This is a genomic window from Actinoplanes sp. NPDC051411, assembly GCF_040682075.1.
Lineage (GTDB): Bacteria > Actinomycetota > Actinomycetes > Mycobacteriales > Micromonosporaceae > Actinoplanes.
Genome location: NZ_JBFBAD010000077.1, coordinates 1 through 22,460, shown reverse-complemented (window position 1 = coordinate 22,460; position 22,460 = coordinate 1). Strand labels below are relative to the sequence as shown.

The window sequence follows — 22,460 nt, the reverse complement described above, 5'->3', positions numbered from 1 at the left end:
TCAGCGCTCCCTGGAGCCGCGCAGCTGCACGACGTACGCGACGATCATCGTGAGCACCGCCATCACGACCGCGACGGCGGCCGAGTAGTTGAACTCCTGACCCGAGAACGTCAGCGAGTAGGCGTAGAAGTTGGGGGTGAAGTAGGTGGTGATCGCGTTGGGCGCCAGGTCCTTGAGGATGCTGGGCTCGTTGAACAGCTGGAAGCTGCCGATCACCGAGAAGATCGTGGCGATGACCAGGGCGCCCCGGATGTGTGGCAGCTTGATCGACCGGATGATCCGGAACTGGCCGGCCCCGTCGATCTCGGCCGACTCGTAGAGCGACTTCGGCACGACCCGCAGCGCCGAATAGAAGATCAGCATGTTGTAGCCGACGTACTCCCAGGTCGTGATGTTGCCGATCGACGCCAGGATCAGGCTGGGCTTGAGCGGATCGGGCAACTGGACGTGCAGGAAGTCGCTCAGGTTGCCGACCAGGCCGAACCGGGCGCCGTACATGAAGCCCCACATCAGCGCCGCGACCACGGCCGGCACCGCGTACGGCAGGAAGATCGCGACCCGGAAGAAGCCGGCGCCGTAGAGCCGTCCGCTGTCGATCGCCAGCGCGACCAGCAGGGCCAGGAACAGCATGATCGGCACCTGGACGGCCAGGAACAGCGCGACCCGGCCGAACGCCGACCAGAACTGCGGGTCGTGCAGCACCTTCTGGTAGTTGTCGAGGCCGACGAACGAGTTCCCGCCGATGAGCCGGTTGCGATAGAGGCTCAGATAGATCGCGTACGCGATCGGGGCCAGGAAGACCAGCGCGAACACGACCATGAACGGGCCGACGAACTGCCAGCCGGCCCAGCTGCGCCGATGTCTCACCGCCCGCGCGGGGCGGGTGGCGAGTTGCGGGACTGCCATGTGACCTCATCCTTCCGGCCGGACCGCGTCGCCTCGGCCGCTTCGCCATGTTTGCGCAAACATCGATAACTTACGCTGCCCACCTGGCATGTTACATTCCGGGGACGGGCGTGATGTTTACGTAAACATCGTGGTGATAGTTTCACCGCGTGAACAGATCGTCAAGGAGCAACCGGCGATGACCGCAGCAGCTAGCCGCCCCGGTCGACGCGTATCGATGGCCGACGTCGCGCGCCTGGCCGGCGTCTCCTCGCAGACCGTCTCCCGGGTCTCCACCGGGCACCCCGGCGTCGTCGAGACGACCCGCCGCCAGGTGCTCGACGCGATGGCCGAGCTCGGATACCGCCCCAACAGCGCCGCGCGGGCCCTGAAACGGGGCGAGTTCCGCACCCTCGGCGTCATCCTGTTCACGCTGGCCACCACCGGCAACAGCCGCACCGTGGAGGCGATCGCGACCCACGCCGCCGACGAGGGCTACGCCATCACGCTGATCCCGGTCGCCGTTCCGACCCAGGACGGCGTGCTCGGCGCGTTCACCCGGCTCGGCGAGCTCGCGGTCGACGGCATCATCGTGATCATGGAGGTGCACCTCCTCGACGCGGCCAACCTGACCCTGCCGCCGGGCGTGCAGGTGGTGGTCGTCGACTCGGACGCCGGCGACCGCTACCCGGTCGTCGACACCGACCAGGCCGACGGGGCCCGGCAGGCGGTCCGGCACCTGCTCGGCCTCGGCCACCGTACGGTGTGGCACGTGACCGGCCCGGCCGAGTCGTTCGCGAGCGAGCGCCGGGCCGGCGCCTGGCGCGAGGTGCTGACCGACGCCGGCCGCGAGATCCCGCCGGTCGAGCGCGGCGACTGGTCGGCCGAGTCGGGCTACCGGGCCGGGCTCCGGCTGGCCGACGAGCCGGAATGCACGGCGGTGTTCGCGGCCAACGACCAGATGGCCCTCGGCGTACTCCGGGCCATGGCCGAACGCGGCCGCAAGGTCCCGGAGGAGGTCAGCGTGGCCGGCTTCGACGACATCCCGGACGCGAGCTCCTACCTTCCGCCGCTGACCACCGTGCACCAGGACTTCGCCGAGGTGGGCCGCCGCTGCGTGGAGGCCATGCTGCGGCAGATCCGGCACGAGCCGGTCGACGCCGGCACCGTGCTCGTCCCGACCACCCTGATCCCCCGGGCCAGCACCGCTCCCCCACCCGGGCGCTGACCCTCAGGCCGGCCGCTGCTGGAGCGGGCGACGACGACCGGCACCAGGGCCCGCCCGCCCTGTCCCCCGTGCCGGCTCGTTCCCTGTCGTCGCCCGTCGCGTCAAGGGTGCGGCGCGCCCGGCCCCGAAACGGGAATCCCGACCGATTCCGTCCGCCCTCAGCCGTCCAGCGCGGCGCGAATCGCCTCGGCCTCGGGCACATCGAGCTCGGTGTAGAGCCCGAGGGCCCGTTCGTACTGATCCTTGGCCCGAATCTCGTCGGCCATCCGCCGGTACGCATGTCCGAGGCCGGCGTGGGCGCGGGCCAGTTCCTCGCGGTTGCCCACCTCGGCGGCGACGGCGCGGGCGGCCTCGTGGTGCCGGGCGGCTTCCCGCGGGTCCGTGCAGGCCTCACCGAGCCCGTTGAGCGCCTGGCACTCGTCCTCCCGGTTGCCGATCTCGCGATAGACGACCAGCGCCCGGCGATGATGCTCGGCTGCCTCTTCCGGCTCGCCCAGGCAGGTGTGCAGCCGGCCGAGGTTGGTCAGGACCTGCGCCTCCCCGGCCCGGTAACCGTTGCGGCGCCGCACCATCAGCGCCTCGTGCAGGTGCCCGGCCGCTTGCCGGTAGCGACCGGCCCGGGTCTCGATGGCACCGAGGTCGTTCAACGATCCGACCGCGGCCTCGTGGTCGCCGCTCTCCCGGCTCCGGGCGACGGCCTGCGCACAGTGCTCCGACGCGATCTCGAGGAGGCCCAGGCGTCCCTCCACCCGGCCGAGGTTGCTCAGCGCCAGGCCTTCGAGCTTCGGGCTCGAGGATTCCCGGCCCAGGACCAGGGCCTGCCGGTAGTACCCGGCGGCGAGCCGGTAGTTGCCCCGCGTCTCCTCCAGGAGGCCGCGGTTGCCGATCGCACGAGCCTCTCCGGCCTTGTCGCCGGTGCGATGGAACAGATCGCGGGCCTGTTCGTAGTGCTCGATCACTTCCTGGTCGCGGCGCAACCGCCACTTGGCGACGCCCAGGTCGACCAGGGCGTGGGCCTCGGCCGACCGGTCACCGGTCCGCCGGGCGGCGGCCAGGCCGTGCTCGTGAATGGTCACCGCCTTGCTCAGCCGACTGGCGTCCAGATATCGGAACAGCATGTGGGACAGTCGGACGGCGTGCCGCGGCCAGCCGTGACCGGCCATGTGGGCGACCACGCCGACCAGGGACGATCTCTCGCCGTCGAGCCACGCCCAGGCCTGGTGCGGGTCGGTGAGCCCGGCCGGGAACCGGCCGCCCGGCTGGTCCACGTTGGCCGGATACAGCGTGTGCGCGGCCGCCCCGGCGCTGTTCAGGTAGTGCTCGAACAGCCGGGTCAGGGCGGCATCACGGTCCGCCGGGCGGTCCTCGTCGTGAGCGCGGGTCGAGACGAAGATCCGGACCAGGTCGTGAAAGGCGTAGCGGCCGAGACTCGCCCGCAGCAGGAGGTGGTCGTCGCTCAACCGCCGCAGGTCGGCTTCCGCCTCCCCGTCCGCCAGGGCCGCGGCCGCGTGGACGTCGAAATCGGGGCCCGGATGGAGCACCAGGCGCCGCAGCAGGCGCCGGCGGCTCTCCGGCAGGTGCTGATAGGAGACGTCCAGCGCCAGCTCGACCCCGGACTCGAGGCGCCGGTCGGCATGGCGCTCGTCGAGCCAGTCGGCATGGTCGGCCAGGCTCCACCCGGGCTTGGCCCGCAGGTGCCCGGCCATCAGCCCGAGCGCGAGCGGCAGGTAGCCGCACCGCCGCGCGATCCGGCTGGTGGCCGTGGGGTCGTTCCCGGTCGGCAACCCGGGCGCCGCCCGGGACAGGAAGGCCTCGGCCTCCCCGGCCGTGAAGACGCCGACGCTCAGGTGGGTCGCGCCCGGGAGATCGTCGAGCACACGGCGGCTGGTCACGAGCACCGGACAGGTCGGCGAGCCGGGCAGCAGCGGCCGGATCTGGCTGGTGCCGGCGGCGTTGTCCAGGATGATCAGGGCGCTCCGGGTGGCCAGACGAGCCCGGTAGAGGGCCACCCGGCCGTCCAGATCGTGCGGGACGTCCCGGCCGTTCAGCCCGAGGAGGCGGAGGAAGCCGTCCAGCACGGCGGCCGGGTCGGCGGGCGGCTGCGCCGGATCGGGGTCGAAGCCGCGGAGGTTGGCGAAGAGCACGTGATCGAACCGCCGCGAGCGCAGCAGATGATGACCCGCGTGCACGGCGAGCTGGGTCTTACCCACGCCGGCCATCCCGGCGATCGCCGAGATCACGACCGTACGCCCGGCGGGCCGAGCTCGCAGAGCGCGGTAGAGACGGTCGAGTTCGAGCTCCCGCCCGGTGAATCCGGTGGTCTCCCGGGGCAGCGCGTCGTGCACCCGGACCTGCGCGGCGGCGTCGGTCTCGCCCGAGACGATCCGCAGCATCTGCTGCCAATGGGCGACGTAGCCGACGTCGGGATGCAGCACCCGGACCACCGCGAGCACCAGATCCGCGTTGAGCCGGCGGCGCCCGGGCCGGAAACAATCCACGATCGTGGACTTACCGACCCGCTCTCCGGCGGGACGGCCGGAAGCGGCCCAGCCGGCGTTGACCCCGGCCTTGATCGCGTCGTACGACGGGTTGCCCGCCCAGGCCCTCAGCATGCGGAGCCGGCCCACCAGGCCGTCCAGCGTGGTGGCCAGACCCGGATCGGGAGGCATCACGCCGGCCTCGCCCCCGCCCTCGCAGACCGCTCGAATCGGATCGCCTCAATATATTGGGGCTCCTCAACCCGGCGCGCGCACCGGTGGTGGCCACCGCCGGGCGGCGGTGGCCGTCGAGGTCAGCGGCGGTTCTTGAGCTCGTCGATCAGGACCCGCTGGTTCTCGCTGTAGTCGACCGGCACCACGACCAGCTGCACACCGCCCTCGTCGAGGGCCTGCCGCAGGATCGGCAGGAGGTCCTCGGTGCGCTGCACGCGGGTGCCTTTCGCCCCGTACGCCTCGGCGTACTTCACGAAGTCGGGGTTGCCGAACTGCAGGCCCCAGTCGGTGAAGCCGGCCTGGCTCTGCTTCCAGCGGATCATGCCGTAGCTGCCGTCCTCGACGATCAGCACGACCAGGTTGAGCCCGAGGCGCACCGCCGACTCGAGCTCCTGCGAGTTCATCATGAAGCCGCCGTCGCCGGCGACCGCGATCACCTTGCGGGCCGGGTCGAGCATCGCCGCCATCATGCCGCTGGGCAGGCCCGCCCCCATCGTCGCCAGCGCGTTGTCGAGCAGGATCGTGTTGGCCAGGTGGGTCCGGTAGCCGCGCGCGAACCAGATCTTGTAGGTCCCGTTGTCGAGCGTGACGACGCCGTCGTCCGGCAGCGCCTGCCGCACATCGTGGACGATGCGCTGCGGGACCGGCGGGAACCGGCCGTCCTGGCTGCCCTCGTTGACGTGGGCCAGGATCTGCGACCGCAGCGAGAGGAAGAAGCCGAGGTCGTGGTGGAGCTTGCCCTCGAGCCGGTCGCCGAGCTGGTCGAGCCCGCCCGCGATGTCGCCGATCACCTCGTATTGCGGGAAGTAGACCTCCTCGACCGCGGCCGGCCCGAACCCGACGTGGATGACCTCGCGGGGCCGGCCGGTCATGAGGAACGGCGGCTTCTCGACCGTGTCGTGGCCGATCGCCAGGATCAGGTCGGCCTGGTCGATCGCGTCGTGCACGTAGTCGCCCTCGGAGAGCGCGGCGGTGCCCAGGTAGAGGTCGCCGGCGCCGTCGACCGCGCCCTTGCCCATCTGCGTGTTGACGAACGGCAGCCGGGTGCGCCGGATGAACCGCGACAGCGAGGGCACCAGGCGGCTCCGGTTGGCCGCCGCGCCGATCAGCACGAGCGGGCGCTCGGCGGCGAGGAGGCGCTCGGCCGCCGCGTCGAGTGCCGCGTCGGCCGCGACGGGCAGCACCATGGCGTGCGGCCTGACCAGTGGTTCGTCGCCGAGCTCGGCCGCGATGTCCTCCGGCAGCTCGAGGTGGACCGCGCCCGGCCGTTCCTCGGTCGCGATGCGGAACGCGTTGCGCACCGTGGTCGGGATCATCGCCGTGCTGACGATCTGCCGGGACAGCTTGGTCAGCGGCGCCATCATGCCGACGATGTCGACGATCTGGAACTGGGCCTGGGGCTCGGACAGGATCGGCTTCTGACCGGTGATCATCACCATCGGCATGCCGCCGAGCTGGGCGTACGCGGCGGCGGTGGTGAGATTGGTGGCGCCCGGCCCGAGCGTGGTGAGAACGACGCCCGGCTTGCCGGTGAGGCGCCCGTAGGTCGCGGCCATGAACGCCGCGGGCTGCTCGTGGCGCATCAGCACGAGCTCGATCGTCGACGTGCGCAGCGATTCGAGCACGTCGAGGTTCTCCTCGCCGGGCACCGCGAAGATGCGCTCGACGCCCTCGTTCTCGAGCGCGCGAACCAGAAGGTCCGATCCCTTTTGCTTGGTCATGCCCTCATGACGTGTCCGACCGCCCCTAATTCAGTCATTGTGACGTTTTCCTCGCTCATGAACTTTCAGCTCCGGGTTCCGACGCGGCCGACGGCTCCGTAGGTCACGATCTGGGCCGGGTCGGGCCGGGTGGTGCCGGGGGCCGGCCGCCAGTCGCCGATCGGCACCACGCCCGGGTCGATCAGCTCCAGCCCGTCGAAGAACCGGGCGAACTCGTCGCGGCTGCGGGAGCGCCACTGACCGCCGCTCTGCTTCTCCAGGACCTCGACCTTCGCCGTGTCGACCAGGTCGTAGGTCGCGTGCGACATGACCAGGTAGCTGCCCGGCGGCAGCGCTTCGACGAGGCGGCCGACCACAGCGTACGGATTCTGGTGGTCGTGCACGAAATGCAGGACGGCCAGCATGACCAGCGCGATCGGCCGGGTGAAGTCGAGGGTGGCCTGCAGCGGCGGCGCTTCGAGGATCTTCGCCGGATCGCGGAGGTCGGCGTCGATGTAGGCCGTCGCGCCCTCCGCCGAGCTGGTGAGCAGCGCGCGGGCGTGGGCGAGCACGATCGGGTCGTTGTCGACGTAGACGATGCGGCTCCGCGGCGTGATCCGCTGCGCGACCTCGTGGGTGTTGTCGGCCGTCGGCAGGCCGGTGCCGACGTCGAGGAACTGGTCGATCCCGGCCTGGCCGGCGAGGAACTCCACCGCGCGGCGCAGGAACTTCCGGTTTTCCCGCACCGAGTCGCGGATGGTCGGGAAGGTGGCGGCGATCGCGTCACCGGACGCCCGGTCGGCGGCGAAATTGTCCTTGCCGCCCAGCCAGTAGTTGTATCGCCGCGCGGGGTGCGCGACTCCCACGTCGAATCGGCTCATCGGGTCGCTCACGGGAAAGGTCTATCACGACCGCGCCGACCGCGTCGCCGCCGCTACCCGGCCTCGGGCGGCACCGACAGGGGGTGTCGTTCGTCGTCCCGCGCGGCCAGCTGCTCCATCGCCCGCAGGTACTGCGACCGCGTGATGACGCCGTCGTCGAGCCGGGCGACCAGCGCTCCCTCCAGGCTCTTGGGGACCGGTGGCAGCTCGATGACGTCCGACCAGTCGTCCGCGTGCCGTCCCGGCGCGGGCCGCGGCCGGATCAGGGCCGCCCCCACGACGCAGGTGAGAGCGAACATCAGCAGCAGGATCCACATCTCGAGCCCTTCCCGCCACCGTGCCCGTCGTGCGGTGGCCTGTTTCAAAGAGCCTTACGTTCCGCGCGCCGGTAGCGTTCAGCCGAGATCGCGACGGACCCCGGGCCGCCCGGTTCGGGCGGCCCGGGAACCGGTCAGTTGGCGGTGACGACGATCGTCTTGACGATCTTGTCGGCCAGCGTCTGCTTCTTGGCGTCCCAGAGCGGGAACAGGAAGCCGACGTAGCAGATGATGCCGTCGACGAAGTGCGCGATGTCGCGGACGAAGGCCATGCCGGCCCCGATCGGCTGGCCGGTCTGCTCGCCGATCAGGCGGATGCCGAGCGCCTTCTTGCCCCAGCTCTGCCCGGTCTTGCCGGCCTGGAAGTACCGGTTGTAGACCGTGACGGCGAGACCGAGCAGCAGGAAGATCCAGTACAGCGCGTTGATGGTCTGCACGCCGTTGTCGTCGGTGCTGCGGCCCAGCAGGGCGCCCAGGATCGAGAACGGCGCGGTGCACAGCGCGTCGACGATGTAGGCACCGACCCGCTGAAGCCAGCTGGCGTAGGCCGCCGACTGGGCCGGCATCGGGTAGGCCGGGGGCGGCGGCGGCATGGAACCGTAGGGCTGGCCGCCGTACGGCTGCTGCGGTGCGCCGTACGGCTGCTGGGCACCGTAGGGCGGCGGCTGGCCGCCGACCTGGCCACCGTACGGCGGCTGACCACCCTGCTGGCCACCGTAGGGGTCGTTGTTCGGGGGATATGACATTCAGATGATCCTTAATGAGGGCCGGCCCACGCCGAGCCGATGCAGTTGGAACAGCCAGCTCGCGGCCGCGACCAGCACGGCGACCTGTCCCCACCGGCGCTGCCGGTGCGAGGACCACGGCCGGGGACCGCTCATGACGCCGAAGGCGCGCAGCGCCACCAGCGGCCCGACGGCAACCGCGAGCACCGCCAGCCCGAAGATCAGTGGATTGGCCTGGAACGCCGTCTCCGCCCGGCCCCGCACCAGCGCGATCGCCGCCGTGGTGAGCCCGCAGAACGGGCACGGCACACCGATCAGCGCCCGCAGCGGGCAGGGCAGCCCGGCGCCTGTGCTTGCGGTGAACGACGGCCAGACCGCGGCCGCGCCGGCCACGAGCAGACCGAAGCCGCCGAGGCGCTCCGGGACGGAGAAGCTACGCAGGACAAACTCCTTGATCTAGAGCCAGCTTCGGGATCGTAGGTGGTCCGCTGCCGCCGCGCGATCCCCAAACACGGCACGACCTCCACTTTTCGTGTCGCATGTCCAACAGGCGGGAATTTGGCCGTTCAGGCGGCCGCGAACAGCGCCACCAGGAAATCCGATCCGGGTGTCCAGGGCCGCAGGTCCCACGTGCTGAGAAGGAGGTCGGCCGCCAGGCCCACCGACTTCGCGTCGGCCAGGAACTCCTCGTGCTCGTAGCCCCGCCCGGCGCCGAACCCGACCGCGACCCGGCCGCCGTCGGCGAGGTGGGCCCGGAACCGCCGCAGGACCTCGCGGCGGGTCGACGGGGCCACGAAGATCATCACGTTGCCGGCACAGACGACCACGTCGAAGCCGGGTCCGGGAACGTCGAGGACGCTGAGGTCGCCGACCAGCCAGGTGGAACCGGGATGCCCGGCCCGGGCCTCGGCGATCAGCTCCGGGTCGAGGTCGACCCCGAGCACGTCGTGCCCGGCCGCGGCGAGGTGGCCGCCGACCCGGCCGGTGCCGCAGCCGGCGTCCAGGATCCGGGCGCCCCGCGGCACCATCGCGTCGATGAGCCGGGCCTCGCCGGCCAGATCGTCGCCGCGCGCCGCCAGGTCCCGGAATCGCTGGATGTACCACTGGGAGTGGTCCGGATTTTCGGCGATCTGGCGCAGCCAGAGGTTGTCCGTCACCCGACCACGTTAGCGGGGACCCGGCCTTCTCCAGCGTGGACGCACCGGCTCGCCGGTGGCGCGTAGGGTGCTCGCAAATCACCGGAAGACCCGCGCCTCCGGTCGCGGTAGGCTCGTCCGCAGGATCTCACGCCGCGAGGTGCCCGATGGGAACCAACGACCGACAACACCAATTCGAGCAGATCGTCGCCCAGCTCAGGGCCGACTACCCCTCGCTGAGCGGGCGACGACGCTGGCCGCGCCGCGTCATCGTCACCGCGGCCGTCCTCGGTGGAGTCCTGTGGGGACTGCTGTCGGTCGCCATGGTCGCCTGGGGCGCCGCCGGCGTGGTCCTGACCTGCACGGTGGTCGCGCTGACCGCCGCCGCCCTCACCGTCGACGCCTACCGTCACCGCGACCGCTGAGCGCTGAGGCCTCCCGCCCGGCCGGACGATAGAGCGCCGCGGTCGCCTCGGCCGTCGCGCCCAGGGAACGCCGGAGGTCGTCCGGGGTGAGAACCTCGACGTCGGGGCCGAAGGCGAGCAGCGGCTGGGCGGCGAGGACCGACCGGAAGCGGAGTTCGGCCCGGGTCCAGCCCGGCTCCTCCGAGGGCCCGGTCGAGGCCAGGTCGGCCGCGTGCAGGCGCAGGAACATGGGCAGGGTCTCGTCGCGGACGCGGGCGGTGACCGCGACCTCGGCCGGGAGTTCCTCGATGCCGCGGCGCAGGCCCTCCCACACGTCGGCCAGTTCCCGGCCGGCGCGGCGGCGCACCGGCTCGTCGAGGACGGTCGCCGACCGGGTGCGGTCGGCGCGGAACAGCCGCGGCTCGCCGTCACGGTCGGCGACGAGGTACCAGACGCCGGCCTTGTTGACCAGGCCGTAGGGGTCCAGCGTGTACGTGCGTACGCGGTTGTCCCGGCCGTGCCGGTAGCGCAGCCGCAGCCGCCGGTCCTCGAACACCGCCCGCTGGAAGGCCGACATGTCCGGCTGGGCGGGGCCGGAGGTGCCCCGCCAGCGCACCGGGTCGATGATGATGCGGCGGCTGGTCCGGTCGGCGTCGGGCCGGTGCGGCGCGGGCAGCGCGGCCATGACCTTGCGCAGCGCCGACGCGAGGGCCGCCCCGAGTCCGAGTTCGGCGTGCGCGGAGCCGGACAGCAGCACGAACAGGGCCCGCGACTCGTCGGCGGTCAGCCCGGTGACGTCGGTGCGATAGCCGGGGAGAAGCGCGATGCCGCCCCGGGGCCCGCGCACGGTGTAGACGGGCACGCCAGCGGTGGACAGGGCCTCGACGTCACGCATGATCGTGCGCGCGGAGACCTCCAGGCGCTCGGCCAGCTCGGAGGCGGGCACCTGGCCGCGGGTCTGCAGCAGCAACAGGATCGACAGCAAACGGTCCGATCTCATGGTTCCTTTATATGACGCAGGGTGTCATATACGTGAGAGAGGGTGGCCCGCATGACTGCTACCACGATTGCGCACGAATACGCCCGCGCCTGGCTCGGCGGCGACGTCGAGAAGGCCCTGAGCTTCGTCTCCGACGACGTCGTCGGCCAGGCCCCGGGCGGCGAGATCCGCGGCCGGGACGCCTTCCGCCGGTTGCTGGAGCCGTTCGCGACCACCCTCATCAGCAGCGAGCTGATCGACGTCGTCGGCGACGACCGTCACGCCGCGGCGGTCTACGCCGTCGAGACCCCGTTCGCCAAGGTCTTCCACGGCATGGAATACCTGACCGTCGAGGACGGCCGGATCACCCGGGCGATCACCGTCTTCGACCGCCTGCCGGCCTTCCAGGCCCGCGCGGCCCAAGCGGGCTGACCGCGGCGGCGGGCGGGGCCACGGTCGTCAGGCGGGCACGACGGTCAGGCGGGGCGCGTCGCCCGCGCCGGTGAAGGCGAGCAGCCGCAACAGCGCGGGCGAGCAGCCGACCAGCCGCACCCGCCCGGCCCCGTGCCCCGCCCGCACCAGAATGCGGGCGGCCGCCCGGTCGGCGAAACGCAGGCCGCCCACGTCGACGGTCACCTCGTCGGCGCCGCAGTCGACGAACACGTTCTCGACCACCGCCCGCAGAGCGTTGCGACCGGCCAGATCGGCCTCGCCGGAGAGCACCAGCCCGGCCGGGCGGCGCGTCCGGCGGATACGCAGGGCCAGCCGCTCGTCGTACGGCGCCCCGCTCGCCGCGATCCCGGGGTGCTGCCAGGCCAGGCGCCGCAGCTCCAGCGGGTCGATCGTGCGCCGGTCGTACGCGCACACCCCGATCAGCTCGTTGTTGAGCACGACCCGGTTGATCTGCGACTCGTACCGGCACAGGTGCTCGCGCCCGGGCACGCCCCGCCCGGCCCAGCTCATGTCGCCGAGCACGCGTACCCCGGTGTAGCCGGCCGTCCGGGCGGCCCGGGCCATCGGTTCCCACAACCGCAGCGCCGATTCCGGTTCGAAGACGCCGGCCGCCAGGTAGCACGCCTCGGCCGTGGTCGCCTCCAGTTGCCCCCCGGCCAGCGCCGTCGCGGTGTCGATGCCCTGCTCGTCGATGCACGCGAGCACCACGTCGGGGCAGTCACCGCAGTAGACGACCCGGTGATGGTCCCGGAGGCCGGCGCGCACGAAACCGGCGATCTCTCGCATGCGCAGCCGGTCGTCGTCGACCAGCCAGCAGATGTGATCGCCGATGGTGAGCCGGTCCAGCAGTCCAGTGCCGCGCACGGCCCTCCCTTCGGGCCGGGATTGGCCTCACCGTACCGCCGAACTGGAACAGCGGCGGTACCTCATTCGGGGGACCGGCCGTAGTCGGCGGGCCGCAGACGGCGGGTGCGACGGCGGTATTCGGCCGCCATGCCCGGCCAGTTGGTGACGATCCGCCCGGTCGCGGTGCGGTACCAGCTGCGGCAGCCGGTCCACACGCTCGCCGCCAGTCGCCGCTGCATCTCGGCGTCGTAGGAGTCCGAGCGGTCGCGGCGTACCTCCAAAGGCCGCCCACCGGCGGCGATCAGCCGGACCGCCTGGACGATGTGGCGGGCCTGCGCCTCGTGGAAGTAGATCACCGAGCTGTTGCCGGTGTTGGTGTTCGGGCCGTACATGAGGAACAGGTTGGGAAAGCCCGGCACGGCCATCCCGAGATAGGCGAAAGCTCCGTCGCGCCACTCCCCGGAGAGTTCGCGCCCGTCGCGCCCGGTGATCCGGATCGGCACGAGGAAGTCGACCGCGTCGAATCCGGTCGCGTAGACCAGCACGTCGCACGGGTGCTCGGCGCCGTCGGAGGTCCGCACGCCCGCCGGCGTCACCTCGTCGATCGGGGCGGTCACCAGGTCGACGTCGGGCCGGCGCAGCGCCGGGTACCAGGCGTTGGTGAACAGCACCCGCTTGCACCCCATCGGCTCGACCGGGGTCACCCGGGCCCGCAGCGCCCGGTCTCTGACCTGCACGTTGCGCTGGGCGTTCGACAGCACGCGGAGCAGGGTCCCGGCCACCCGGTGCCCGGTCACCGCCCGGCCGGCCACCCAGGTCATCCCCCACATCCCCAGCCGCGGCAGCCGGGTCAGCCCCGGGAAGCGGCCGTAGATCGCCTTCCGGGCGCGGCCGTACCGCCGGTCCGGCTTGGGCAGCGTCCACGGCGGCGTGCGCTGGAAGACGGTCACCCGCCCGGCCCGGCCCGCGATCGCGGGCACCAGTTGGATCGCGCTGGCCCCGGTGCCGATCACCCCGACGTTCAGCCCGTCGACCGTCAGACCTTCGGGCCAGCGGGCGGTATGAACGGCCGGACCCTCGAACCGCTCCGCGCCCCTCAGCGCCGGGACAACGGGACTGCTCAACTGCCCGACGGCCGGGATCACCACGTCGGCCACGATCTCGCCGCCGTCGGCGGTCGAAACCCGCCACCTTCCGGTGGCCTCGTCCCAGCCCGCACCGGTCACTCGCGCATTGAGGCGTACGCGCGGGAGCAGCCCCCACCGATCGGCGAAGTCCTGCAGATAGCCCAGAATCTCGCGCCGGGGCGGAAACCGGCGGCTCCACAGCGGATTGGGCGCGAACGAGTATGAGTAGAGCGGCGCCGGAATGTCGCAGCCACACCCCGGATAGGTGTTGTCGCGCCACACCCCGCCGATCCGGTCGCCCTTTTCGAGCAGCACCAGATCGTCGAAGCCGGCCCGCACCAGCGCCGCCGCGACCGCGATGCCGCCGAACCCGGCCCCGACAATCACGATGCGCGCCACGGATCCCCCTGGGCAACGGGAAAACGGCCGGGTGGCGGCCCGGCCGCACCCAGAAGTTAGCAGCCTGTTGACGTACTGCCAATAGCCCGGCCGCCCTGCGATGGGAGCGGCCGGGGCATCGAAGGGGTCAGCCGGCGATGACGTCGAACTCGTTGCCCTCCGGGTCGGCCAGCGTGGCGTAGCGGAAGCCCGGGTTGGCCTCGGCCAGCTTGGTCGCGCCGAGCCCGGTCAGGCGCTCCAGCTCGGCGTCGAAGTCGGGGTTCACGAAGTCGAAGTGCATGCGGTTCTTGACCTTCTTGTCCTCGGGGACCTGCCGGAACCCGAGGCGCGACCCCGGGATGCCCGGGTCGGCCTCGACGGCGGCCTGGGTCTCGGAGGCACCGTCGGCGACGCTCCGGCCGAGCGCACCGGCCCAGAAGGAGGCGACCGCGGCGGCGTCGTGGGCGTCGATCGTGACGCCGAAGGGTGCGATGGACATGGTGATCAGTTCCTTTCGTTGCGGACAGAACGGATGGGCATACCGAGGCAGGCGATCGCGGCGACCACGAGGACGCCGGCCATCACCCACCAGCCGTGCACGAAGGCGCTGTGCGCCGACGCGTAGGAGTGGGGCGTCCCGACCAGCGCCACGACGACGCTGACGCCGAGCACGAGCCCGATCTGGCGGGCCATGTTGATGACGCCGCTGCCGGTCGACCGGCGGTGCGCGGGCAGGTCGTGGGTGGCCGAGGACAGCAGGGTCGGTAGCGCGAGCCCGATCCCGATGCCCGAGAGAAGCTGGCCGGGCAGAAGCTCGCGGGCGTACGACGAACCGTGCGGGCCGACCAGTGCCAGCGTGAGGACCGCGCCGGCCGCGAAGGCGGCGCAGCCGATCAGCGCGAGCCGGCCGGCCGGTGTCCGCTGGGCCAGCCGCTGCGCGATCAGCGTCACCACCGGGACGGCCGCCGGGCCGGGCGCCACCGCGAAACCGGTCGTGATCGTCGACCAGTGCCACACGTTCTGCAGCCAGAGCACGACCAGCAGCAGGTAGCCGGAGAGCCCGGCGCCGAACATCAGCATGGCGACGTTGGCCGACGCGAACGTGCGGACGCGGTAGAGCGCCGGATCGACGACCGGGACCGGATGGTGTTCGGCCCGCCAGACGAACCACCCGACCAGCAGCGCCGCGACCAGGAACGAGGTCAGGGTGCGGCCGCTCCCCCAGCCCCAGTCGCCGCCCTCGACGATGCCGAGGGCCAGCGCGCCGATGCCGATCGTCAGCAGGGCCGAGCCGACGACGTCCGGGATCCTGCTGACGGCGGTGTCGCGCGAGTCGGGCACGGTCCGCTGGGCGGCGATCAGCGCGAGGATGCCGATCGGCAGGTTGACCAGGAAGACCCAGCGCCAGCTGGCGGCGACCAGCAGGCCGCCGAAGACCGGGCCGGCCGCCGCCGCGAGGCCGGCCACCGCCGACCAGATCCGCACGTAGGCCAGGCGCTTGCCGGCCGGCACCGCGGCGAGCAGCAGGCCGAGCGAGGTCGGTGTCAGCGCGGCCGCGCCGGCCGCCTGCAGCACCCGGAAGGCGACCAGCCACCACAGGCCGGGCGCGACCGCGCATAGCACGCTGGCCAGGGTGAAGACGGCCAGGCCGAGCAGGAACGTCCGCTTGCGGCCGACCTTGTCGGCCAGCCGGCCCAGCGGCACCAGCAGGGCCGCGTAAAGGATCGCGTAGGCGTTGAGCACCCAGCTCACGTCGCCGATCGAGGAGCCGCGGAAGCTGGCGCCGATCTGGTCGAACGCCACGTTGACGATGAACAGGTCCAGGCTCGCCATGAACGAGGCCAGCGACAGGACGGTGAGGATCGCCCGCGGTCGGGTTGCCAGGGGAGGCCGCACGGCCAACTGAGTCATGGCATGACCGTAGACAACTTCACTTCGTTTTTGCAAGTTGACTTTAGAAGGTGAATCTCACAGCGGATTTGCTACAGTCGGACGCATGAAGCACTTCGGGCAGTACTGCGGTCTCGCTCGCGCCATGGAGCTGGTCGGTGAGCGCTGGGCGATGCTGATCCTGCGCGACCTCGCCGTCCACCCCCGGCGCTACAGCGACCTGCTGACCGGCCTGCCCGGCATCCCGACCAACGTGCTCTCGACCCGCCTCAAGGAGCTCGAGCAGAACGGCATCGTCGAGCGGCAGATCGCCCCCGCCCCGCAGCGCGGCGTGGTCTATGCGATGACCCCGGCCGGCCACAGTCTCGAGCCGGCCCTCCTCGCGCTGGGCCGCTGGGGAGCCACCCAGCTCGACGACGACCCCCGCGACGGCGAGATCGTCACGCCGGAGGCGTTCACGATGACGCTGCGGGCGGTCTTCAACGACGACCTGGCGGCCGGCGTCGACGCGTCGTGGCAACTCCACTCGGGCGACATCGAGGTCTACGCGGTGGTCACCGACGGCAAGCTCGACGCCGGGGTCGGCCCGGGCCCGGGCGATCCCGATCTCGTCATCACGTTCCGGCCCGACAACCTGCCGTCCTTCCGGGCGCTGATGCAGGCGGCCCGGTGCGGCCTGGTCGACCTCACCGGCCGGCGCGAGCTGCTCGACACGTTCATCCGGCTGTTCGAGTTCCGGGGAGCGAGCGCGTGAAGCGCCTCGCCGTCGGGTGTGCGATGTGGACCCACAAGGCCTGGGAGGCCCGCCTCGTCGGCCAGTCGAGCGAGCGCCTCCGCGGCTACGCCGAGTGGTGCACCGCGGTCGAGGGCAACACGACCTTCTACGCCACCCCGGCCCGCGACACGGTCACCTCCTGGGCCGCCCAGACGCCGGAGGACTTCCGGTTCGTCCTCAAGCTCCCGAAAACCGTGACTCACGGCCACCGCCTCGCCGGCGGCTTCGAGGAACTGCGGCATTTCCTGTACGCGGTGGAGCCGTTGACGGCCCGCATCCACGCCCTGTGGATTCAGCTTCCCGGTTCTTTCGGCCCGGCCGAAATGAACGCTCTGGCGGAATTCCTCGACCACGTCCCGACCGCCTACCGCTACGCCGTCGAGGTCCGGCACCCCGCGTTCTTCGAGCATCCGGAGGGGCTCGAAGAGGTGCTGCGAGCGCATGGCGCCGAATGGATCCCGTTCGACACGACCAGCTTCTTCAGCGCCCGGCCGACGAGCGAGGCCGAACGCGACGCCTGGGCCAAGAAACCCCGCATGCCCCTGCGCACCAAGGCGCTCACCGACCACCCGATCATCCGCTACCTGGGCCGCGACGACCCGGCCCGCACCGCCGAGGGCTGGCAGCGCTGGGTCGAGATCGCGGCGACCTGGCTGAACGAGGGCCGCTCCCCCACCGTCTTCATCCACACCCCGGACAACGCCGACGCGCCCGCCCTGGCCCGCCGCTTCCACGACCAGGTGCGCGCCCGCGTGCCCGACCTGGAACCGCTGCCTCAGCCCGCTCCGGTCGCGCTGTTCTGAGCCGCGCGCTGCACGAGCAGGGCGATCCACCCGCAGAGTGCGGCCAGCGGCAACTCGACCAGCGCGGCGAGCAGAAGGGCCACGCCCACGTCGGGCCGGCCCGACGTCGTCACGTCGAACCACGCGTCGACGACCAGCATCGTGGCCGTGCACCCGGCCGCCTGCCCGGCCAGCGGCCGCCCGCGCCAGGCCAGATAGGCGGTCAGCAGCATCGCGACGATCAGCATGACGTCGAAGCCGACCCAGGCCAGGCGGTAGTTGTGGGTCCGCGCGTGGTCGGGCAGCGTCAGTGACAGGTAGACGGTCCACGGGACGGTGCCCGCCCCGAGCACGGCGAACAGCGGTGCCATCCACCGCGGGGGCCGGTTCATGATTCGAGCATTCCACGCCGGGAACGCCCCGGTGACGCCCGCCGTGAAGGCTGACTCCCATGCCTACCGAAGCTCGGCCGATCCGCGGAGTCTGCGTGGTCACGGTCGAGCGGCAGCCCACGGCGCCGACCCTGATCACGATCCTGGTGGTGCCGGATCTGACCCGGCCGGCCGAGACGCTGCGCCGGAGCGTCGTGTCGAGCCGGGACGCGCTCGACGACGTGCGGGCATTCCTGATCGCGATGAGTGACGGCCCGGTGACTCCACCGTCGTAGCCTGTCCGGCATGCCGGGTCCGACGACGCTCCTGCTGTTCGGCGAGCCGCGCCTCGTCTTCCGCGAGAGCGACGGCTGCGAGATCCCCGCGGGCGGCAGGCGGCTGATCGCGTACGCCGCACTCCACCGCTGCCACCTCGACCGCCGCCACGCCGCCGGCACCCTGTGGCCGGCGTGCGACGACGTGCGGGCGGCCGGCAACCTGCGCTCCGCCCTGTGGCGCCTGCGAGCGGCCGGCATCACCGTGCTCGAATCCGACAAGCGCCAGGTCTGGCTGCACCCCGGCGTCACGGTCGACGCCGACCAGGTCGCCGCCTGGGCGCTACGCCTGATCGGCGGCGGCCCCGCCTCGGACCGCGACGAGGCGGCCTGGCACCGCTCGCGCCCGGGCCTGCTCCCCGGCTGGCCCGACGAGTGGGTCGGCCCCTACCGCGAGCGGCTGCGCCAGCGGGTGCTGCACGCGATGGAGGCCCGGGCGTCCGCCCTGCTCACGGCCGGCGACCTCGACCGCGCGCTGGCCGCCGCCCGCCTGCTCACCGCCGCCGAACCCCGGCGGGCCACCGCGCACCGGCTCCTCGCGGCCGTCAGCCGGGCCGCGGCCGCCCGCTGAATCGATTTCTAGGGATTGCCCGGAAGCGGCCCGCCCCCTCCGCACGCGACGCTTGGCGGGCTTGAAACGAGGAGGGGCCATGAACGCATGTCTCACTTATCGCCCGGAGGCCGTCCTGCACGTCTTGGACGGGCCATACCTGCGGGTGCGCGGCCAGCCCGCCGTACTGCCCGAAAGCAGCCTCCGGCTGCTCATCTACCTGGCCTTCCGCCGCCGCCCGGCCGGCCGGCGGGTGGTCGCGGCCACGCTCTGGCCGGACGTCACCGAGTCGCGCGCGGGCGGCAACCTGCGCTCGGCGATGTGGCGGCTGCGCGGCGCCGGGGCCGGCGCGGTGATCGTCGAGTCCGACGGCGCCACGCTGGCCCTCGGCGACGAGGTGGCGGTCGACCTGGAAATCCTGTCCGGCTGGGCCGGGCGGGTGACCGGCGGCGGGACCGGCCCGTCCGAACTGGTCGTCCCGGACGGCGTCGACGCCGCACTCGACCTGCTGCCGGGCTGGTACGACGACTGGGTGATCGTCGAGCGCGAGCGGGTGCGTACCCGGATCCTGCACGCCCTGGAGCAGGTGAGCCGCGGCCTGTCCGCGGCCGGACGGCACGCCCAGGCGGTTGACGCGGCGATAGCCGCGGTCTGCGCCGACCCCCTGCGGGACAGCGCCCAGCGCGCCCTGATCGGAGCCCACCTGGCCGAGGGCAACCTGGTCGAGGCGCAGCGCACCTTCCGGTCCTATCGCGAGCTGCTCGCCGCCGAACTCGGGGTCGAACCGGCCCCCGAGCTGTGGCAGCTGATCACGGCGGCCCGCATCGGGCACCTCCCTACGTTGGCGGTCCGGTAGCCGACAGGAGGGGCGTGGCGGGTCCCGGCGGGAGCGCAGACTGAGCGGGGCATCAGCGACGAGCCGCCGGGAGCCGTCATGGCCGGGGAGGACGTACGCCGCGCGATCGCCGTCACGGCCGCGGGGGTCGCGGGGCAGGCGAGACAACCGATCGGCAGAGAGCGGGAGTGCCGCCTTCTCGCCGTCGCGGTGAAGGCCGCCGCGAGCCGGGGCATCGCCCTGCTGCTGTGGGGCGACCCCGGAGTCGGCAAGACCACCCTGCTCGACTACGCGGCCGGCATCGCCTCGTCCCGGGTGCTGCGCGCCCGCGGCGTCGAGTCCGAGGCGGTCCTGCCCTATGCCGCCCTGGCCGACCTGCTCATCCCGCTGCGCGGGCACTTCGCGGAACTTCCGGCGGTGCAACGGGATGCGCTCAGCGGTTCGCTCGCGCTCACCGAGACCGAGACCCCCAATCCGTACGCGGTGTGCGCCGCCGCCCTCAACGTGCTGGCCGCCGCCTCCGAGATCGCCCCGCTGGTCATCCTCGTCGACGACCTGCACTGGGTCGACCAGTCGTCGCAGCGGGCGCTGCTGTTCGCCGCCCGCCGGCTGGGCTCGGAGCGGATCGCGCTGGTGATGACCGGCCGCGACGACGCCGACCTGCGCCGCCGCTGCAGCGACCTACCGGTGCTCGAGCTGGCCGGCCTGTCCCGGTCCGACTGCGCCCGGCTGCTGCGCGAGCGGGGCTGGGAGCCGTCGGCCACCGTCGTCGACGACCTGGTCGAGCGGACGGGCGGCAACCCGCTCGCGTTGATCGAGTGGGTGGCCTCGCTCGACGACGCCGAGCTGGCCGGCGACCGGCCGATCGGTGACACGCTCCCGCCCGGCGAGGCCTGGCTGCCGCGCATCACGGAACTGCCGTCCCGCACCCGGGCCGCGCTGGCCGTGGTCGGGGTCAGCCGCGCGCCGGAGATCACGGTGCTGGAGGCGGCCCTGGAGCGACGGGGCCTGAGCCTGGCCGACCTCGCCCCGGCCGAGGAAGCCCGGATCGTGGTGACCGACGGGACCGACTACGAGTTCCGGCACCCGCTGCTGCGCTCGGCCGTGCTGCGCAACGTCTCGCTGGCCGACCGGCGGGCCGCCTGCGACGCCCTGGCCGGGGTCAGCTCGGGCACCGCCCGGGCCTGGTACCGCGCGTCCGCCGCGACCGGCCCCGACGCGGCGGTGGCGGCCGAACTGGCCGAGGCGGCCCGGCTGGCCCGGCGGCGCAGCGGCTACGACGGGGCCGCCCGGGCCTGGTACCGCGCGGCCGAACTGACCCTCGACCCGGACGCCCGGGCCGGCCTGCTGCGCAACGCGGCCACCGACGCGTTCCTGGCCGGGGCCGCGCCCCGGGCGGCCGCCTGGTGCGACGAGGCCCTGCTGGTGGTCACCGATCCGTTGCTGCGGGCCGACATCGAGCTGCTGCGCGGCCGCATCGGCACGTGGACCGGTCACACCGGACGTGCCTACCGGCTGCTGGTCGACGCGGTCGACCGGGTGCGCGACGTGGACCCGGCCCGCGCGGCCGCGCTGCTCACCGAGTCGGCGATGCCGGCCTCCCTCAACGCCGAGGTCGGCGCGATGCTCGGCCGGGCCGCGGAGGCCCTCGACCTGGCGGCGGCGAACGGCTTCGACGCTCCCCGGGCCGTGCTGATGCACAGCTCCGCGCTGGCCCTGAGCGGCCGCACCGACGAGGCCCGCCCCGGTCTCGACACGGCCGCGCGCTTTCTGGCCGGCGGCTCCGACGCGGTCGCCGACCAGCTGCTCAACGCGATGCTCGCGCAGGGTCTCCTGATCACCGAGCAGGACGCCCCCGGCCTGTCGGTGATCACCGGGACGATCATCACCGCCCGCCGGCACACCGCGCCCGGCGTGCTGCCGGTCGCCCTGGCGATCCGCGGCGACGCCGAGCACTGGGCCGGCCGGTGGGCCGAGGCCGAGGCGGACTGGGCCGAGGGACTGCGCTGGGCCGAGGAGCTGAGCCAGCCCGGGTCGGTCGGCTACACGCTGAGCCTCCTGGCCCGGCTCGACGGCCAGCGCGGCGACCGGCAGGGATGCGTCGGGCACGTCAGCCGGGCCCGCCGCGAGATCGGGCCGTACGGGATCGGCAGCCTCGAGTTCTACCTGAACACCGCGCTGGGCGTCGCGGCGCTCGGAGCGGCCGACTACGACGACGCGGCGGCCACGCTCGGCGAGGTGCTGCGGCTCGCCCACCGGCGGGCGCTGGGCAACCCGCGGATCGTCCCGTTCGCCGCCGACCTGGTCGAGGCCCACGTGCGGGCGGGCCACCCGGACCGTGCCCGGCCGGCCCTCGACTGGCTGACCGAGATGGCCGGCCGCAGCGGGCTGAGCTGGGCCCGGGCGGCGGTCGGGCGCTGCCGCGGGATGCTCGCCCCGGGTCTCGACGAGGCGGAGCAGGCGTTCGCGGAGGCCGAGCGCCATCACCGGATGCGCGACTACCCGTACGAGCGGGCCCGCACCCTGCTGTGCCGGGGCGAGGCGCTGCGCCGGTTCCGGCGGCCGGCCGCGGCGCGGGTGCCGCTGACCGCGGCGCACGCGACGTTCGAGTCGCTGGGGGCGGCGCCGTGGGCGGCCCGGGCGGCCGCCGAGCTGGCGGCGGCCGGGGTGCGGCCGCTGCCCAGCGCCGGGCCGAGCCTGCTCGACCTGCTGTCGCCGCAGGAGGTCCAGGTGGCGCGGGCGATCGCGGGCGGCCTGAACAACGCCGAGGCGGCGACCGTGCTGTTCGTGTCGCGCAAGACGGTCGAGGCCCATCTGACGCGCGTCTACCGGAAGCTGGGGGTGCGGTCGCGTACGGATCTCACCCGGGCGCTGGTCGCCGCCGGCCTCGTCCGATAAGCGGTTCCGGCTCTCGGCAAGGCCGAGGGCCGGCCGCCGCCGGGCTTGACCCGCGCCGACCCGGCCGGCCGCTGGAGCGCGGGAGGGCCGGCCGCCGCCGGGCTTGACCCGCGCCGACCCTGCCGGCCGCTGGAGCGCGGGAGGGCCGGCCGCCGCCGGGCTTGACCCGCGCCGACCCGGCCGGCCGCTGGAGCGCGGGAGGGGCGGGTCGCCCAGCCTTGGGACCCCGCCCAAACCTAACACCTCACGAAGAG

23 protein-coding genes are annotated in these 22,460 nt (G+C 72.8%); 9 read left to right on the top strand and 14 right to left on the bottom strand.

The window, feature by feature from the left end; all coding sequences use genetic code 11:
• On the bottom strand, window positions 1-906 hold the full coding sequence (locus tag AB0M88_RS34305; protein ID WP_364109903.1) for a sugar ABC transporter permease: 906 nt from the start codon (window positions 904-906) through the stop codon (window positions 1-3).
• Between the two features lie 178 nt (window positions 907-1,084).
• Between AB0M88_RS34305 and AB0M88_RS34300 the strand changes: the two genes are divergently transcribed.
• Window positions 1,085-2,113, top strand: coding sequence for a LacI family DNA-binding transcriptional regulator (locus AB0M88_RS34300; RefSeq protein WP_364109901.1), 1,029 nt, complete (start codon window positions 1,085-1,087; stop codon window positions 2,111-2,113).
• Window positions 2,114-2,271: 158 nt separating this feature from the next.
• Here the strand turns inward: AB0M88_RS34300 and AB0M88_RS34295 are convergent, their stop codons facing one another.
• The 7 genes from AB0M88_RS34295 to AB0M88_RS34265 all read right to left on the bottom strand — a co-directional run bounded on the left by AB0M88_RS34295 (window position 2,272) and on the right by AB0M88_RS34265 (window position 9,604).
• The gene (locus AB0M88_RS34295) at window positions 2,272-4,782 is read right to left on the bottom strand and encodes a tetratricopeptide repeat protein (protein WP_364109958.1); all 2,511 of its coding nucleotides are present in this window, start codon (window positions 4,780-4,782) and stop codon (window positions 2,272-2,274) included.
• A gap of 122 nt (window positions 4,783-4,904) precedes the next feature.
• The gene (locus AB0M88_RS34290; protein WP_364109898.1) at window positions 4,905-6,545 is read right to left on the bottom strand and encodes an acetolactate synthase large subunit; all 1,641 of its coding nucleotides are present in this window, start codon (window positions 6,543-6,545) and stop codon (window positions 4,905-4,907) included.
• Between the two features lie 65 nt (window positions 6,546-6,610).
• On the bottom strand, window positions 6,611-7,405 hold the full coding sequence (locus AB0M88_RS34285; RefSeq protein WP_364109956.1) for an SAM-dependent methyltransferase: 795 nt from the start codon (window positions 7,403-7,405) through the stop codon (window positions 6,611-6,613).
• A 53-nt stretch (window positions 7,406-7,458) separates the two neighbouring features.
• Window positions 7,459-7,722, bottom strand: coding sequence for a hypothetical protein (locus AB0M88_RS34280; RefSeq protein ID WP_364109896.1), 264 nt, complete (start codon window positions 7,720-7,722; stop codon window positions 7,459-7,461).
• A gap of 134 nt (window positions 7,723-7,856) precedes the next feature.
• Window positions 7,857-8,468 carry an RDD family protein gene (locus AB0M88_RS34275; protein ID WP_364109894.1) on the bottom strand — a complete coding sequence of 204 codons (612 nt, stop codon included), beginning with the start codon at window positions 8,466-8,468 and terminating at the stop codon, window positions 7,857-7,859.
• Window positions 8,469-8,840, bottom strand: a complete 372-nt coding sequence (locus AB0M88_RS34270; RefSeq protein ID WP_364109892.1) for a DUF2752 domain-containing protein — start codon at window positions 8,838-8,840, stop codon at window positions 8,469-8,471. It abuts the gene before it with no gap.
• A gap of 173 nt (window positions 8,841-9,013) precedes the next feature.
• Window positions 9,014-9,604 (bottom strand): class I SAM-dependent methyltransferase, encoded by a 591-nt coding sequence (locus AB0M88_RS34265; protein ID WP_364109890.1) that lies wholly within the window; start codon window positions 9,602-9,604, stop codon window positions 9,014-9,016.
• A 146-nt stretch (window positions 9,605-9,750) separates the two neighbouring features.
• Here AB0M88_RS34265 and AB0M88_RS34260 point away from each other — a divergent pair, with 146 nt between their 5' ends.
• The gene (locus tag AB0M88_RS34260) at window positions 9,751-10,008 is read left to right on the top strand and encodes a hypothetical protein (protein ID WP_364109888.1); all 258 of its coding nucleotides are present in this window, start codon (window positions 9,751-9,753) and stop codon (window positions 10,006-10,008) included.
• On the opposite strand, the gene AB0M88_RS34255 is transcribed toward AB0M88_RS34260, so the two are convergent.
• Window positions 9,974-10,987 carry a WYL domain-containing protein gene (locus AB0M88_RS34255; protein WP_364109886.1) on the bottom strand — a complete coding sequence of 338 codons (1,014 nt, stop codon included), beginning with the start codon at window positions 10,985-10,987 and terminating at the stop codon, window positions 9,974-9,976. The two genes, AB0M88_RS34260 and AB0M88_RS34255, sit on opposite strands and share 35 nt — an antisense overlap.
• 51 nt (window positions 10,988-11,038) lie before the next feature.
• On the opposite strand from AB0M88_RS34255, the gene AB0M88_RS34250 reads away from it, so the two are divergent.
• On the top strand, window positions 11,039-11,398 hold the full coding sequence (locus AB0M88_RS34250) for a nuclear transport factor 2 family protein (protein WP_364109884.1): 360 nt from the start codon (window positions 11,039-11,041) through the stop codon (window positions 11,396-11,398).
• A gap of 27 nt (window positions 11,399-11,425) precedes the next feature.
• Here the strand turns inward: AB0M88_RS34250 and AB0M88_RS34245 are convergent, their stop codons facing one another.
• The 4 genes from AB0M88_RS34245 to AB0M88_RS34230 all read right to left on the bottom strand — a co-directional run bounded on the left by AB0M88_RS34245 (window position 11,426) and on the right by AB0M88_RS34230 (window position 15,681).
• Window positions 11,426-12,283, bottom strand: coding sequence for an MEDS domain-containing protein (locus AB0M88_RS34245; protein ID WP_364109882.1), 858 nt, complete (start codon window positions 12,281-12,283; stop codon window positions 11,426-11,428).
• A 62-nt stretch (window positions 12,284-12,345) separates the two neighbouring features.
• A complete protein-coding gene (locus tag AB0M88_RS34240; protein ID WP_364109880.1) occupies window positions 12,346-13,791 on the bottom strand; it encodes an NAD(P)/FAD-dependent oxidoreductase in 1,446 nt (481 codons plus the stop codon).
• A 127-nt stretch (window positions 13,792-13,918) separates the two neighbouring features.
• Entirely contained in the window at window positions 13,919-14,269 is a 351-nt protein-coding gene (locus tag AB0M88_RS34235) for a VOC family protein (protein WP_364109878.1), read from the bottom strand.
• Window positions 14,270-14,274: 5 nt separating this feature from the next.
• Entirely contained in the window at window positions 14,275-15,681 is a 1,407-nt protein-coding gene (locus AB0M88_RS34230) for a DHA2 family efflux MFS transporter permease subunit (protein WP_364109875.1), read from the bottom strand.
• Window positions 15,682-15,766: 85 nt separating this feature from the next.
• On the opposite strand from AB0M88_RS34230, the gene AB0M88_RS34225 reads away from it, so the two are divergent.
• Window positions 15,767-16,414, top strand: a complete 648-nt coding sequence (locus tag AB0M88_RS34225; RefSeq protein WP_364109873.1) for a helix-turn-helix domain-containing protein — start codon at window positions 15,767-15,769, stop codon at window positions 16,412-16,414.
• Window positions 16,415-16,437: 23 nt separating this feature from the next.
• The gene (locus AB0M88_RS34220) at window positions 16,438-17,238 is read left to right on the top strand and encodes a DUF72 domain-containing protein (protein WP_364109954.1); all 801 of its coding nucleotides are present in this window, start codon (window positions 16,438-16,440) and stop codon (window positions 17,236-17,238) included.
• Here AB0M88_RS34220 and AB0M88_RS34215 read toward each other — a convergent pair.
• Entirely contained in the window at window positions 17,211-17,609 is a 399-nt protein-coding gene (locus tag AB0M88_RS34215) for a hypothetical protein (RefSeq protein ID WP_364109871.1), read from the bottom strand. The two genes, AB0M88_RS34220 and AB0M88_RS34215, sit on opposite strands and share 28 nt — an antisense overlap.
• Window positions 17,610-17,668: 59 nt before the next feature.
• Between AB0M88_RS34215 and AB0M88_RS34210 the strand changes: the two genes are divergently transcribed.
• The 4 genes from AB0M88_RS34210 to AB0M88_RS34195 all read left to right on the top strand — a co-directional run bounded on the left by AB0M88_RS34210 (window position 17,669) and on the right by AB0M88_RS34195 (window position 22,206).
• Window positions 17,669-17,884: a hypothetical protein gene (locus AB0M88_RS34210; protein ID WP_364109868.1), complete on the top strand. Its 216-nt coding sequence runs from the start codon at window positions 17,669-17,671 to the stop codon at window positions 17,882-17,884.
• Between the two features lie 10 nt (window positions 17,885-17,894).
• Complete coding sequence (locus tag AB0M88_RS34205; protein WP_364109866.1) at window positions 17,895-18,494, top strand: BTAD domain-containing putative transcriptional regulator; 600 nt, start codon at window positions 17,895-17,897, stop codon at window positions 18,492-18,494.
• A gap of 79 nt (window positions 18,495-18,573) precedes the next feature.
• The gene (locus AB0M88_RS34200) at window positions 18,574-19,329 is read left to right on the top strand and encodes a BTAD domain-containing putative transcriptional regulator (protein ID WP_364109864.1); all 756 of its coding nucleotides are present in this window, start codon (window positions 18,574-18,576) and stop codon (window positions 19,327-19,329) included.
• A gap of 78 nt (window positions 19,330-19,407) precedes the next feature.
• Window positions 19,408-22,206: an AAA family ATPase gene (locus AB0M88_RS34195; RefSeq protein ID WP_364109862.1), complete on the top strand. Its 2,799-nt coding sequence runs from the start codon at window positions 19,408-19,410 to the stop codon at window positions 22,204-22,206.
• The last annotated feature ends 254 nt before the right edge of the window (window positions 22,207-22,460 follow it).

Bases quoted from the DNA above. Each gene is read 5' to 3' on its own strand.
- AB0M88_RS34305 (WP_364109903.1), bottom strand. From the start codon at position 906: ATGGCAGTCCCGCAACTCGCCACCCGCCCCGCGCGGGCGGTGAGACAT.
- AB0M88_RS34300 (WP_364109901.1), top strand. From the start codon at position 1,085: ATGACCGCAGCAGCTAGCCGCCCCGGTCGACGCGTATCGATGGCCGAC.
- AB0M88_RS34295 (WP_364109958.1), bottom strand. From the start codon at position 4,782: ATGCCTCCCGATCCGGGTCTGGCCACCACGCTGGACGGCCTGGTGGGC.
- AB0M88_RS34290 (WP_364109898.1), bottom strand. From the start codon at position 6,545: ATGACCAAGCAAAAGGGATCGGACCTTCTGGTTCGCGCGCTCGAGAAC.
- AB0M88_RS34285 (WP_364109956.1), bottom strand. From the start codon at position 7,405: ATGAGCCGATTCGACGTGGGAGTCGCGCACCCCGCGCGGCGATACAAC.
- AB0M88_RS34280 (WP_364109896.1), bottom strand. From the start codon at position 7,722: ATGTGGATCCTGCTGCTGATGTTCGCTCTCACCTGCGTCGTGGGGGCG.
- AB0M88_RS34275 (WP_364109894.1), bottom strand. From the start codon at position 8,468: ATGTCATATCCCCCGAACAACGACCCCTACGGTGGCCAGCAGGGTGGT.
- AB0M88_RS34260 (WP_364109888.1), top strand. From the start codon at position 9,751: ATGGGAACCAACGACCGACAACACCAATTCGAGCAGATCGTCGCCCAG.
- AB0M88_RS34255 (WP_364109886.1), bottom strand. From the start codon at position 10,987: ATGAGATCGGACCGTTTGCTGTCGATCCTGTTGCTGCTGCAGACCCGC.
- AB0M88_RS34250 (WP_364109884.1), top strand. From the start codon at position 11,039: ATGACTGCTACCACGATTGCGCACGAATACGCCCGCGCCTGGCTCGGC.
- AB0M88_RS34235 (WP_364109878.1), bottom strand. From the start codon at position 14,269: ATGTCCATCGCACCCTTCGGCGTCACGATCGACGCCCACGACGCCGCC.
- AB0M88_RS34230 (WP_364109875.1), bottom strand. From the start codon at position 15,681: ATGACTCAGTTGGCCGTGCGGCCTCCCCTGGCAACCCGACCGCGGGCG.
- AB0M88_RS34225 (WP_364109873.1), top strand. From the start codon at position 15,767: ATGAAGCACTTCGGGCAGTACTGCGGTCTCGCTCGCGCCATGGAGCTG.
- AB0M88_RS34220 (WP_364109954.1), top strand. From the start codon at position 16,438: ATGTGGACCCACAAGGCCTGGGAGGCCCGCCTCGTCGGCCAGTCGAGC.
- AB0M88_RS34215 (WP_364109871.1), bottom strand. From the start codon at position 17,609: ATGAACCGGCCCCCGCGGTGGATGGCACCGCTGTTCGCCGTGCTCGGG.
- AB0M88_RS34210 (WP_364109868.1), top strand. From the start codon at position 17,669: ATGCCTACCGAAGCTCGGCCGATCCGCGGAGTCTGCGTGGTCACGGTC.
- AB0M88_RS34205 (WP_364109866.1), top strand. From the start codon at position 17,895: ATGCCGGGTCCGACGACGCTCCTGCTGTTCGGCGAGCCGCGCCTCGTC.
- AB0M88_RS34200 (WP_364109864.1), top strand. From the start codon at position 18,574: ATGAACGCATGTCTCACTTATCGCCCGGAGGCCGTCCTGCACGTCTTG.
- AB0M88_RS34195 (WP_364109862.1), top strand. From the start codon at position 19,408: ATGGCCGGGGAGGACGTACGCCGCGCGATCGCCGTCACGGCCGCGGGG.